The organism is Paraburkholderia sp. SUR17 (assembly GCF_029536165.1).
Classification (GTDB): Bacteria; Pseudomonadota; Gammaproteobacteria; order Burkholderiales; family Burkholderiaceae; genus Paraburkholderia; species Paraburkholderia kururiensis.
This window is the reverse complement of record NZ_CP120509.1, coordinates 2,753,260-2,765,626: the sequence shown is the minus strand read 5'-3', so window position 1 is coordinate 2,765,626 and position 12,367 is coordinate 2,753,260. Positions and strand designations below refer to the sequence as shown.

Sequence of the window (12,367 nt, the reverse complement as noted above, 5' to 3'; positions counted from 1 at the left end):
CCTTGGCCGGACCCTGGCTTGAACCTGGCTTGGACCTCGCGCGACTCAGCCATCGTTCACTCAACTCCCAGCCTTCGGCGCGTCGTACTTGATATAACGGAAGCGTTGATCGTCGGCGGGCGTGCCTTCCAGCGGACCGCCTTCCAATGCCGGCTGCCACTGGATGAACGACTCCATCTTTTCGGCGAGCGCGAAGTCCTTGTCCGTGATTCCCTTCGCGCTATGCGTCTTCAGCTTCACGGTGACGAACGCATAGGAGACAGTCAGGTCGGGGTGGTGCCACGCCGCTTCGGCCAGATGCCCGACGGCGTTCACCACCATCAGCGTGCCCTTCCACCCTTCGGTGCGGTATTTGCGCCGCAGCCATCCGTCTTCCAGATACCAATGCTGCAGTGTGCCAACGAGGCGCTGCTGCACTTCCTCGTCGCTATAGACGTGCTCTGCTTTTGCCATGACGGTCGCTCCACGAAAGGTTGAACGGACTGCTCCGGCAGCAGTGCAAGCGCCACGCCACGATGCTTCGCGCATCGCGCCGGGAGGTTGCGGGGCAGGCGCGCCGCACACGTATGCCGGAATTGACACAGTATGTGCCGCGCACTGCGTCGCAGCCAGGCGAGCACGTGACAGGCGCGCGTTCTCCTCGCCGTGTTCCGCCCGCGCGAGACGAAGGCAGTGCGGTCTGCGCGGCACGCAGCAGCGGCCTTGCCGCGCGGACCGCGTGGGTTACGTCGGGGTCACCGCGAAATCGCGCTCCATTTCCGGCATGGAATATGCGTCGGGCCGTCTCGCGTGTTGAAGCCCGGCATCGATCGGGCGCGCTCGCATATCGTTACCCCCATCGAGAAGGCGCGCCGATGCGACCAGGTAGCGTGGGCCATTCTTGAGTTCAGTGAACAGCAAGACAATTCTGGAGGGGACATGAACTTACGCACCTTGGTTTTGGGGCTTGCCGTCGTAGCATCGGCGGCCCTGAGCTCTATCGCTGCAAATGCCGATCCGCAGCTGGACGGCCTGATCAAGAACCCTGCGAACTGGGCGGCTCAGGCGGGCGATTACGCCAATCACCGCTATAGCCCGCTCAAGCAGATCAACGAGAACAACGTGGGCAAGCTGCAGGTCGCGTGGACCATGTCCACTGGCGTGCTGCGCGGTCACGAAGGCTCGCCGCTCGTGATCGGCGACACGATGTACATCCACTCGCCGTTCCCGAACAAGGTCATCGCGATCAGCCTGAAGGACCAGACGTTCCTGTGGCAATACCAGCCCAAGCAGGATGATCAGGTGGTGTCCGTGATGTGCTGCGATACGGTGAACCGCGGCCTCGCCTACGGCGACGGCAAGATCTTCCTGCAACAGGCCGACACCAAACTCGTCGCGCTGGACGCGAAGACGGGCGACGTCGTGTGGACGGCCACGAACGGCAATCCGAAGGCGGGCGAAACCAACACCAACGCGCCGCACGTGTTCGGCGACAAGGTGCTCACCGGCATTTCGGGCGGCGAGTTCGGCGTGCGCGGCCGTCTGATCGCGTACGACATCAAGACCGGCAAGATGGTCTGGACGGCGTACTCGACGGGCCCGGACAACGAGATCCTCGTGAACCCCGACAAGACCATGACCTGGGCGGACGGCAAGATGGTGCCGGTGGGCGCGGACTCGTCGGTGAAGAGCTGGAAGGGCGATCAGTGGAAGCTGGGCGGCGGCACGACGTGGGGCTGGTATTCGTGGGACCCGAAGCTGAACCTGGTCTACTACGGCACCGGCAACCCCGGCACGTGGAACCCGACGCAGCGGCCCGGCGACAACAAGTGGTCGCTCTCCATCTTCGCGCGCGACCTCAACACGGGCGAAGCGAAGTGGGTCTACCAGATGACGCCGCATGACGAGTGGGACTACGACGGCGTGAACGAAATGATCCTCGCGGATCTCACGATCGACGGCAAGAAAGTGCCCGCCATCGTCCACTTCGACCGTAACGGCTTCGGCTACACGCTGAACCGTGCCACGGGCCAGTTGCTGGTCGCGCAGAAGTTCGACCCGGCCGTGAACTGGGCCGACCGTGTGGACCTGAAGACGGGGCTCCCGGTTCGCAACGTGGCGTACTCCACGCAGCAGGCAGGCGCGGATCACAACGTGAAGGGCATCTGCCCGGCCGCACTCGGTTCGAAGGACCAGCAACCCGCAGCGTTCGATCCGTCCACGAGCCTCTTCCTCGTGCCGACCAACCACGTCTGTATGGACTACGAGCCGTTCGACGTCGATTACGTGTCCGGCCAGCCGTACGTGGGCGCCACGCTGTCGATGTACCCGGGCCCGGGCGAGAAGGGCGCGATGGGCAACTTCATCGCGTGGGATGCGGCGAAGGGCAAGATCGTCTGGTCGAAGCCGGAGCGTTTCTCGGTGTGGTCCGGCGCGCTGGCTACCGCAGGCGGCGTCGCGTTCTACGGCACGCTGGAAGGCTACATCAAGGCCGTGCGCATCAAGGACGGCAAGGAACTGTGGCGCTTCAAGACGCCGTCCGGGATTATCGGCAACGTGTTCACCTACCTCTACAACGGCAAGCAGTACGTGGGCGTCTACTCGGGCATTGGCGGCTGGGCCGGCATCGGCATGGCAGCGGGCCTGCAGAAGTCGACGGAAGGCCTCGGCGCGGTGGGTGGTTATCGTGAACTCGCGAAGTACACGGCGCTCGGCGGCACGCTCTTCGTGTTCGCGATTCCGGGCGGCGGCACGACGAGCGAGTAAGCGGCGTGCCTTTGCATGAAGTCGAAGTAAGTCAGTCGAAGTAACTCAGTTGAAGTAAGTCAGACCCGCGGGGCAGACCCCGCGGGTCACGAGCAAAGACGGGAAGCGGACGCCGCCGGCCCGCCGCGAGACCCACCTCCCATCATCACATCGAGCAGTTGCATAGACGGCTGCATCAAGGTGTTTAGAGAGAACCAGGAGACATACGCATGAAAGGAAGATCAATCTTGTTGCTGGCAGCGGTTTCTTCCGCAGCAGTCTTGCTACCGGTTGCATACGCCCAGAACAACAGTGTTCAGGTTGCCCAGGTGGCGTACAAGGTGGTGGATGGCAACAAGGTCGACAGCAATACGCTGCAGGGCTGGAAGACCTGGCGCGCGCTCGACTGCGAACGCTGTCACGGCGCACAGCAGCAGGGGCTCGTCGGACCGTCGCTCGTGGATGCGTTCAAGACGCTCGACAAGACCGAATTCCATCGCACTGTATTCGGCGGCCGCGTCGACAAAGGCATGCCCGATTTCAGTTCGAGCCAGATGATGCAGAAGAACTGGGAGAACCTCTACGCGTATCTGAAAGGGCGCTCGGACGGCCAGATCAAGCCCGGCGACCTGAAAGCCATCGATTCGAACTGACGGCCGCAAAACGGCGACCTCGTTTCCATTCACCGGAGGTTTCGATGCGTCATGGCAAACGGATGCAGCTGCACGCCGCGCTCACGGCGGCAGCCTTGTGTTGCGCTGCGCTCGCGAGCGCAGCGGTGCGTGCCGATGGGCCCGCGTTGCCCAACAACGACGGCGCGGACGGCGTGCTGAGAGTGTGCGCCGACCCGAACAACATGCCGCTCTCGAACAACAAGGGCGAAGGGTACGAGAACAAGATCGCGAGCCAGATGGCGAGCGACTTCGGCTACAAGCTCGAGTACACGTATTTCCCGCAGCGCATCGGCTTCGTGCGCCATACGTTGCGCGAGAAAGACGACAATACGGGCCGCTTCAAATGCGACCTCATCATCGGTGTGCCGAAGGGGTATGACATGACCTCGACGACGCAGCCGTACCTGCATTCCACCTACGCGATGGTGTTCGCGAACCGGCCGGAACTGGCGAACATCCACACGCCTGACGACCTGCTCAAGCTGCCGCCCGACGAACTGCACAAGCTGCGCTTCGGCATCTTCACGCAGACGCCCGCGGTGGACTGGCTGCTCGCGCACAACCTGATCGACCAGGCGGTGTCGTACCAGGTGCAAAGCGGCGACCCGCAGAACTACCCCGGCGAAATGATCGAACACGACCTGCGCGCAGGCAACGTGGACGTGGCGTTCCTGTGGGGGCCCATTGCCGGCTACTTCGCGAAGCGCGCCGGCGACACCGTGAAGATCGTGCCGTTCCCGGCCACGCCCGGTATCCGTTTCGACTACGAAATATCGATGGGCGTGCGTTACGGCGAAAAAGACTGGAAGGACAAGATCGACCAATGGATCGGCGCGCACCACGACAAGATCGACCAGATTCTCACGAGCTACGAAGTGCCGCTGCTCAAGCCCGCCGGCACCCAGGCGGGCAACTCGACCGCGTCGCCATGAGGGCGGCGCGAGTGGGGGCGTTGGATGCTTCGTTGCGTGACTCGTGGCGTGACATGACGCGTGGGTTGCGGGTCGCGACAGTGGCGATGGTGGCCGTCTTCGCCGCGCCGCTTCTCATTACGGCGAGCACGGCGCAGGCGGCGCAGGGGGGGAAGTCGGACCCCATTACGCCCGCGGAGCGGCTCATCTTCATGACGGGCCATCTGCAAGGCATCGCGCCGCAAACGGAACTCGACTACACGATGGCGAGCCCGGATGCGAAACCGTCTGGCGAAGATCGCGTGCGCGTGCTCGTGACGAGCCCGAACAACGCGAAAGGCGACGCGCAGGTGTCCGACGGCACGGGCGCCGTGCCGCTGCCGAACAGTGGGCTGGAGTGCAACCCCGTGATCATCTATTTCCTCGAACACGACATTGCGGAAATGGAACGGCTCACGGGCGGCAAGAAGCGCTACTTCCAGAAGCGCTTGCGCCTCGCGCTTGCCGCGGGACCAAGCGTCGAGACCGTGAAGCGCGAAGTGGACGGCAAGCCTGTTACTGCGCAGCAGATCGTCGTGCAGCCGTATCTCAACGATCCGAACGCGGCGCGTTTTCCCGAGTACACCGGCAAGCGCTACACGTTCCTGCTGGCCTCGGCGGTGCCGGGGCAGGTGGTGCAGATTCGCTCCGAAGTGCCCGGTAACAACAACGACTTCGCGCATCCGGTGCGGGTCGAGACGCTCAGTTATCAGGCGGAACTGCACAAGCTGGCGCCAGCGCCCGGCGCGCCGGCCAGTGGCACGAGTACTACACCGACCGCCACGCCAACTGCCGCGCCAACCGCCGCACCCGCCAAGCCGCAGGCGAATGCACCAGCTAACGCACCCGCCGATGCAACTCACGCCAGCCGCTAGGGCTTCGGCGCGCGTCATTGCTCCACTGAACGCCTACTGGAAAGGTCTCGCATGCTGATCGACACGAAGGACTATGCAGCGAAGCTCACCGCCGCACTGGGCGCGCTGGGCAGCACGGTGCCCGCTACGATCGCAGGTTTCGAAGCGCTGGACGGCGCCCCAGCCCGCAAGGGCGTGCTCGACGCGAAGACGCGTGAGCTGATTGCACTCGCCGTTGCCGTCACCACGCGCTGCGACGGCTGCATCACCGTGCACAGCGCCGCGGCCGCGAAAGCGGGCGCGACGAAGGACGAAGTGGCCGAAGCGCTTTCAGTGGCCATGGCGCTCAATGCAGGTGCCGCACTCGTCTACTCGGCTCGCGCATTCGACGCCTTCGATCAGCAGGGCGGCTGAATCACGGGCCGATCCAAGGGTTGATCTGCGCGCCGCCGTTCATCCACAGCCTCATGTCTCGCCGCGGACCGTATCGTCGTGAATTTCGTTCGTTCGCTGACCTTGCGTCAGCTGCAGATCTTCCTCGTGGCGAGCCGCTACGCAAGTTTCGCGCGCGCGGCGGAAGAGCTGCATCTCACGCAGCCCGCCGTTTCCATGCAGATTCGCCAGCTGGAAGAAACGGTGGGCCTGCCGCTCTTCGAACGGATTGCACGCAAGCTCTCGCTCACGGAAGCCGGCGAGAAACTCACGCATCACGCGAGCCGCATTCTGGGCGCGATCAAAGACGCCGAAGACACGATGACCTCGCTCAAGCAGGCCGACAGCGGGTCGATCGCCGTGGGTATCGTGAGTTCGGCCACGTACTTCGCACCGAAGCTGCTCGCGCTCTTTTCGCACCGCTACCCGAAGGTGGACGTCAACTTTTCGGTGGGTAATCGCGATGCGCTGCTGCGCATGCTGCAAGACAACGCCATCGACCTCGCCATCATGGGCCGTCCGCCCGCGGAACTCGACGTGGTGACGGAGCCGCTTGCTTACCATCCGCAGGTCATCATCGCGCCGCTCACGCATCCGCTCTGCGAAGCGCGGCGCTTCGATCTGCAGGAGCTGCGCGGCGACACGTTCCTGTTGCGCGAGCCCGGATCGGGCACGCGCATGGCCGCAGAGGAGATGTTCCGCAAGCACCTCTTCACGCCGCGCAAGGTCGTGACGCTCGGCAGCAACGAAACGATCAAGCAGGCCGTGATGGCGGGCATGGGCGTGAGCCTCATCTCGCTGCATACGCTCGCGCTGGAATTGCGCACGCGGGAAGTGGCGACGCTCGATGTGAACGGCACACCGATCGAGCGCACCTGGCATGTCGTGCATCTGCGCTCGAAACAGCTTTCGCCCACCTGCACGGTGTTTCGTCATTTCCTGCTGGAGCACGCGGCGCAGTGGCTCGAACACGAATTCGCGCCGCTCTCGCCCTTCACGAACGCGCCGGCGAAGCCGCCGGCGCGCGTGAAGTCGGAAGAAGCGTAGCCGCCGCGTTATTGCCTTTCGCTTACCGGCTCTGCAAGCGGATGTCGCGCGACGAAGCGCCCACGTACACGGCGCTGCCCGCCACGTACTTCCACTTGTTGCTGGACGTGTCCCAGATGCTCTGGAAGCGCTCCGGAATCACGACGTTCACCTGACGTGCTTCACCCGGGTTCAGATAGACCTTGTGCCAGCCTACGAGGCGCCTGGGCGGCTCGCCGTTGTAGTTGACGCCCAGATACACCTGCGGCACTTCCGCGCCCGCCATGTGGCCGTCGTTCTTCACGGTGAAGCTCGCAATGAGCGTATGGTCAGGCGCCTTGCGCACCGAGAGGCCCGAGTACGAGAAGTGCGTGTACGAGAGGCCATAGCCGAACTCGAAGAGCGGGGCGATGTTCTTCGCGTCGTACCAGCGGTAGCCCATGTCGAGCTTCTCGGCGTAGACCGGGTCGTTCGGGAACGTGCCGTCCTGGCCCCACGTCGGCGTGTCCTGATCGCGCACGGGGAACGTGACGGGCAGCTTGCCCGACGGATTCACCTTGCCGAACAGCACGTTCGCAATGGCCTGACCGCCACCTTCACCCGGATACCAGGCTTCCACGATGGCCTGCACCTGGTCCTTCCACGGCATGAGCACCGGGTTGCCGCTCTCGATCACGACGATGGTGTGCGGGTTCGCCTTCGCCACCGCTTCCACGAGCTGGTCCTGGTTCGACGGATTGCTGAGCGCGAGGCTCTGCAGTTCGCCGAAGTCCTCACCCGAGGGCTGCGTGACGACGACGATTGCGACGTCGGACTGCGCCGCCAGCGCCGTGGCCTGATCGATTTCCTGCTGCGTATAGGCACGGAACGGCGACTGCTGATCGCTGTTGCCCGCGAAGCTGACCTGCGCCGTGGGCGCAAGCTGCTGGATCGCCTTCACGATCGGCACGTTGAGCGTGATCCACGGGTTGGGCCACCAGTTGCAGCCTGTCGACGTACCGAACGTGAGCCCGCCGCAGCCTGCGAACGCGCCAGTCACCGGATGCCGCGTATCGCCGGAACCGCCGCCCGTGATAACCGCTGCGTCCGCGTGACCGCCAATCACCGCAACGCGCTTGAGGCTTGCCGCCGCGAGCGGCAACTGCGCGTTGTCGTTCTTGAGCAGCACCATCGACTGTTCCTCGGCCGCCTGGGTGAACGCCGTGGCCGCGGGGAAGTCGATTGCGCCGCCGGCCTTGGGCGGATCGTCCATGATGCCGGTGCGGATCATCACGTAGAGCTTGCGGCGAACCATGTCGTCGAGACGCGCCTCGGTGATCTGATGGCTCTGCAGCGCCTGGCGAACGAGTGCGGGCGTGAGGTAGACCGTGGGCCCCACGTCCTCTTCTTCATCTAGGCCGGCGTTGATCGCGGGCGCCGTGCTGTGCGCCGCACCCCAGTCGGACTGCACCTGGCCCTGGAAGCCCCATTCGTTCTTCAGCACGTCGGTGAGCACGTGCGGGTTCTCGCAGGCATAGGTGCCGTTGATGCGGTTGTAGCTGCACATCACGTTGCCGGGACGCCCGGCGCGCGCCGCGATTTCGAACGGCAGCAGATAGAGTTCGCGCAACGTGCGCTCGTCGATCGTGTCGTTGCCGCCCATGCGGTTGTGTTCCTGCTCGTTGCCCACGTAGTGCTTGATCGTGGCGATCACCTTGCTGTTCTGCGTGGCGATGGTGCGTGACGCGAGCATTTCGCCTGCGAGCACGGGGTCTTCGCCGAGGTACTCGAACATGCGGCCGCCGCGCGCCTCGCGGGCGAGGTTGGTGCCGCCGCCCAGACCCATGCCGAAGCCCTGCGCGCGCAGCTGTTTCGCGATCTGCGCGCCGAAGGCGTAGGCAAGATGACGGTCCCAGCTTGCCGCTAATGCGATGGTGGCGGGGAACGTGGTGCTGGGTAACTGCGTGCTGCCGGAACCCGTGGCCGAATCGACCATGTTGAGGTCAGGAATGCCGAGGCGCGGCACGCCCTGGATGAAGCCCGCGCCGCCATTCGGCACGTCGCTCATCTGATATTCGGAGTGAATGAGCTGAAGCTTTTCGTCGAGCGTCAACTGCTTCAGCAGTACTTCGGCACGCCAGTGCGCGCCGTTGTCGGCGATTGCTGCGGGAAACGATGCGGTGAACGGATTCGTTGCGATGTCGAAGTCGTTCTGGCCCGCGTGGGCGCCAGCGGTCGCCATCGCCAACAGCAGCGCCATTGGCCAACGTTTGACCTGCATGTCTCTCTCCATGAGTGTGAACTACGGTGGTACCGATCACACCGATCCGGCTCGTATCCGGACAACTTTTCGAGACGCGAGACAGTACCGGCGACGTTGATGCCCCGTGAATCGCGACAGTGCCGCAGCGCTTTTATGCGTGCGGCCCGTGGCGGCCGGCGATGTGGCTACGGTATTTCATGTAGCCAAACTCCGTGTTTACTCATGGTATGGAAGTAAGCTCACTACAGGCTCACTACGTGGTCGGGGTTTACCCGGCGCTTCAGGTACGCAGGTCGGGGTGCGCGTGGGCGAGGTCGGTCACCCATTCCGTGAAGGCACGAATGCGCGAATTGAGGTTCTGCCGATGCGGGTAAAGAATGGAAAGCGGTGTGGAAGGGCAACGGTAATCGGTCAGTATTTCCCGAAGGTGCCCTTGCGCGAGCAGTTCCGTCACCATGAAGCGCGAGGGCTGGATGATGCCGTAGCCTTCCACGCCCGCGGCGATATATGCAGAGCCATCGTTCACGGCGAGCAGGCTTTCCATCTGCACGGTGATGGTCTCAGGGGCATTCAGGTCCTTCGGGTTCTTCAGGAATTCGAAGGGAAACGTGCGGCCCGTGCTGGACGATATGTAGTTCACCGCACGATGTTGCGCCAGGTCTTCGAGCGTAGCCGGCGTGCCGTATTCCTCGAGATAGGCGGGAGACGCGCACACCACCATGCGCGCATTGCCGATGCGCCGCGCCACGAGGCTCGACTCTTCGAGCGAGCCCATGCGGATCACGCAGTCCACACCGTCCTGGATCATGTCGATGTTGCGGTCCGAGAGCCCGAGGCGCACGTTGATGTGCGGATACGCGCGGTAAAACTGCCCTAGCGCGGGAATCAGCAAGGTGCGCGCGATGGTGCCCGAGGTGTCCACGCGCACGGTACCCGTGGGGCTGGACCGTTTGTTCGAGAGCGACGATTCGGCGTCCGATATCTCCGCGAGAATGCGCACGCAGCGTTCGTAGTAGAGCGCGCCGTCTTCGGTCACGTTCACCGAACGCGTGGTGCGATTGAGCAGGCGCACGCCCACGTGTTCTTCGAGCGAGCGGATCAGATTGCTCACGGTGCCGCGCGGCAGGTCCAGCATGTCGGCGGCCTTCGAAAAGCTTTTGGATTCGACGACGCGGGTAAAAATTTCCATTGCCTGGAGACGGTCCATGCAGGTTCCTCGAACAGTGACGGGGTGCGTGATTGTGCGGTCCGCCTTGCATGCCGTGCGGTGGACGGACGCGCACATTGTACGGGGCCGGAACTGCGAGGCGCTCAAATGCGGGATGACCCGGGTTTGAGCGGCGTTCGAGTGCCGTAATGGCGGCATCTCCTCAAGTTTGCGGCCGTTTCTGTCGATATCCCGGACAGAGACAGAACAACCTTCCGTAATCCCAGGCGATGCCCCACGATTCCACAAAACTCCGCATAGTCATCGCCGCGGTATGTTGCGCTACACACATCTTCCTGGTGAATGACAGCAGGGCGGAGGAGTCGGCGACTCCTCCGTCCGGCGACGCTTCGGCCGTGCTTGCCACGATGCCGCTCGAAGCGTTGATGCAGATGACGGTGACGTCGGCATCGAAGTTCGAACAGCGAGTGAGCGATGCGCCCGCCGCGGCCGTGGTGCTCACCGCAGCCGACATCCGCGACTTCGGGTGGCGCACGTTGGGCGATGCGCTGGCGTCGCTGCCGGGCCTTTACGTGAGCTACGACCGCAATTACGCGTATCTCGGTGCACGTGGCTTCTTGCGGCCTGGCGACTACGACAGCCGCTTTCTTGTGCTGATAGACGGCTATCAGGTCAACGACGCTGTCTACGACGAAGCGCCCATCGGCACCGAGTTCCTGATCGACATGGACCTCGTGGAGCGCATCGAGTACGTGCCGGGCCCAGGCTCTGCCGTGTACGGATCGAACGCGTTCTTCGGCGTGGTCAACGTCATCACGAAGAAGGGCAGTGACATCAACGGCACGCAGGTGGCCGCCTCAGCCGGTAGTTTCGGCGAGAAGCGCGGACGCGCGACCTGGGGCTGGCATGGCGCGAACGGCGCGGACATTGTGCTGTCGGCGAGCGCCTACGACCGCAATGGCCAAAGCCTCTACTACCCCGAGTTCGACACGCCCGACCAGAACCACGGCGTGGCAGTGGGACTCGACTATGATCGCGCGCAGCAGTTTCTCGCGAAGTTTGCGTATCGCGAGTTCTCGCTGGAGATCGCTCACAGCAACCGCACGAAGGGCGTGCCCGATGCGCCGTTCGGCGCGCAATTCAACGCGCCGTACAGCCTCACGGACACGCAGAGCTTCGTCAACGCGGCCTGGCATCATCCGCTTGCGACAGGCGTGGAGTTGAACGCATCGGCGTACTGGGGACGTTACGACTACCGCAGCCCCGTGTACGTGATGGGCGACCCGCCGGAACTGAACATCGACGGCGATCATGCTCTCTGGTACGGCACCGACGTTCATACGGTCGTCACGACGATTGCGCGCAACAAGATCGTGTTCGGCGCGGACTTTCGCCGCAACGCGCGGCAGGACCAGTACAACTTCGACGTGAACCCGTACCAGCAGGTGCTCGACGATCACCGTTCGAGCAACCGCGCCGGGACTTACGTGGAAGACGAAGTGCAGTTGCCCGCGGGTTTCGAACTCAATGCGGGCTTGCGCTACGACTACGAAACGATAGCGAAAGGCAACCTGAGCCCACGTATTGCGCTCATCTACAAGCCCACCAACCGCGATACGTTCAAGGCCATTTATGGTCGTGCCTACCGTGCGCCGAATGCTTACGAGCTCTACTACGCCACGTCCGGCGACGGCGGGCAGCTCGCGAATCCGTCGCTGAAGCCCGAACACATCACGACCACGGAGCTTGTCTATTCGCGCGACCTGGGATCGTCGGCGCGGGCCACGCTTTCGCTCTTTCACTACGACATTGCCGACCTGATTTCGCAAACCACGGACGCGGGCACGGGTCTGCTCGTCTTTCGCAATCTGAATCACGTGGAGGCGAACGGAGCGGAACTCAGCTACGAACAGCAGACCGCGGGCGGCATTCGCGTGCGCACGAGCTACTCGTGGCAACTCGCGCGTGACGAGGCCACGGAAAGCGTGCTGCAAAATTCGCCGCGCCATCTCGGCAAGCTCAATATCGTCGTGCCGCTGGCGAGCGACCGGGTACGTGTGGGCGTGGAGGCGCTCTGCAGCGCGTCGCGTCTCACGCAGGCGAGCCGCACAGGCGGCTATTGCATCGGCAACGTCACGATCGGCTCGTCGAAGCTCGTGCCGCACAGCACGGTGTCGTTTTCCGTCTATAACGTGACGGACAAACGCTACGCGGATCCGGCCGGACCGGCGTTCACGCAGCAGGCCATCGCGCAGGAAAGCCGCACGTTCCTGTTCAAGCTGGTGTACGGGATGTGA

Annotated in this window: 10 protein-coding genes; 7 read left to right on the top strand and 3 right to left on the bottom strand. The window is 63.6% G+C overall.

Going from position 1 to position 12,367, the window contains the following annotated elements; all coding sequences use genetic code 11:
• Window positions 1-60: 60 nt before the first annotated feature.
• Window positions 61-453, bottom strand: a complete 393-nt coding sequence (locus P2869_RS29555; protein ID WP_017774785.1) for a 4a-hydroxytetrahydrobiopterin dehydratase — start codon at window positions 451-453, stop codon at window positions 61-63.
• 465 nt (window positions 454-918) lie between these two features.
• On the opposite strand from P2869_RS29555, the gene P2869_RS29550 reads away from it, so the two are divergent.
• The 6 genes from P2869_RS29550 to P2869_RS29525 all read left to right on the top strand — a co-directional run bounded on the left by P2869_RS29550 (window position 919) and on the right by P2869_RS29525 (window position 6,681).
• Window positions 919-2,745 carry a methanol/ethanol family PQQ-dependent dehydrogenase gene (locus tag P2869_RS29550; RefSeq protein WP_026121427.1) on the top strand — a complete coding sequence of 609 codons (1,827 nt, stop codon included), beginning with the start codon at window positions 919-921 and terminating at the stop codon, window positions 2,743-2,745.
• A gap of 209 nt (window positions 2,746-2,954) precedes the next feature.
• Window positions 2,955-3,377, top strand: a complete 423-nt coding sequence (locus P2869_RS29545) for a c-type cytochrome (protein WP_026121428.1) — start codon at window positions 2,955-2,957, stop codon at window positions 3,375-3,377.
• Window positions 3,378-3,421: 44 nt separating this feature from the next.
• Window positions 3,422-4,330, top strand: coding sequence for a substrate-binding domain-containing protein (locus tag P2869_RS29540; protein ID WP_026121429.1), 909 nt, complete (start codon window positions 3,422-3,424; stop codon window positions 4,328-4,330).
• Between the two features lie 53 nt (window positions 4,331-4,383).
• Complete coding sequence (locus P2869_RS29535; protein WP_277598826.1) at window positions 4,384-5,223, top strand: hypothetical protein; 840 nt, start codon at window positions 4,384-4,386, stop codon at window positions 5,221-5,223.
• A 54-nt stretch (window positions 5,224-5,277) separates the two neighbouring features.
• Window positions 5,278-5,616: a carboxymuconolactone decarboxylase family protein gene (locus P2869_RS29530; protein ID WP_026121430.1), complete on the top strand. Its 339-nt coding sequence runs from the start codon at window positions 5,278-5,280 to the stop codon at window positions 5,614-5,616.
• A gap of 78 nt (window positions 5,617-5,694) precedes the next feature.
• Complete coding sequence (locus tag P2869_RS29525) at window positions 5,695-6,681, top strand: LysR family transcriptional regulator (protein WP_017774791.1); 987 nt, start codon at window positions 5,695-5,697, stop codon at window positions 6,679-6,681.
• A 22-nt stretch (window positions 6,682-6,703) separates the two neighbouring features.
• Here the strand turns inward: P2869_RS29525 and P2869_RS29520 are convergent, their stop codons facing one another.
• Both P2869_RS29520 and P2869_RS29515 read right to left on the bottom strand, forming a co-directional pair.
• Window positions 6,704-8,920 carry a glycoside hydrolase family 3 C-terminal domain-containing protein gene (locus P2869_RS29520; protein ID WP_277598825.1) on the bottom strand — a complete coding sequence of 739 codons (2,217 nt, stop codon included), beginning with the start codon at window positions 8,918-8,920 and terminating at the stop codon, window positions 6,704-6,706.
• A gap of 262 nt (window positions 8,921-9,182) precedes the next feature.
• Complete coding sequence (locus P2869_RS29515; RefSeq protein WP_277598824.1) at window positions 9,183-10,109, bottom strand: LysR family transcriptional regulator; 927 nt, start codon at window positions 10,107-10,109, stop codon at window positions 9,183-9,185.
• Between the two features lie 230 nt (window positions 10,110-10,339).
• Between P2869_RS29515 and P2869_RS29510 the strand changes: the two genes are divergently transcribed.
• Window positions 10,340-12,367 (top strand): TonB-dependent receptor, encoded by a 2,028-nt coding sequence (locus P2869_RS29510; RefSeq protein WP_277598823.1) that lies wholly within the window; start codon window positions 10,340-10,342, stop codon window positions 12,365-12,367.

Excerpts from the sequence above, each read along its gene's own strand:
- P2869_RS29540 (WP_026121429.1), top strand. The coding sequence starts at position 3,422 with ATGCGTCATGGCAAACGGATGCAGCTGCACGCCGCGCTCACGGCGGCA.
- P2869_RS29555 (WP_017774785.1), bottom strand. The coding sequence starts at position 453 with ATGGCAAAAGCAGAGCACGTCTATAGCGACGAGGAAGTGCAGCAGCGC.
- P2869_RS29515 (WP_277598824.1), bottom strand. The coding sequence starts at position 10,109 with ATGGACCGTCTCCAGGCAATGGAAATTTTTACCCGCGTCGTCGAATCC.
- P2869_RS29545 (WP_026121428.1), top strand. The coding sequence starts at position 2,955 with ATGAAAGGAAGATCAATCTTGTTGCTGGCAGCGGTTTCTTCCGCAGCA.
- P2869_RS29535 (WP_277598826.1), top strand. The coding sequence starts at position 4,384 with ATGACGCGTGGGTTGCGGGTCGCGACAGTGGCGATGGTGGCCGTCTTC.
- P2869_RS29520 (WP_277598825.1), bottom strand. The coding sequence starts at position 8,920 with ATGCAGGTCAAACGTTGGCCAATGGCGCTGCTGTTGGCGATGGCGACC.
- P2869_RS29550 (WP_026121427.1), top strand. The coding sequence starts at position 919 with ATGAACTTACGCACCTTGGTTTTGGGGCTTGCCGTCGTAGCATCGGCG.
- P2869_RS29510 (WP_277598823.1), top strand. The coding sequence starts at position 10,340 with ATGCCCCACGATTCCACAAAACTCCGCATAGTCATCGCCGCGGTATGT.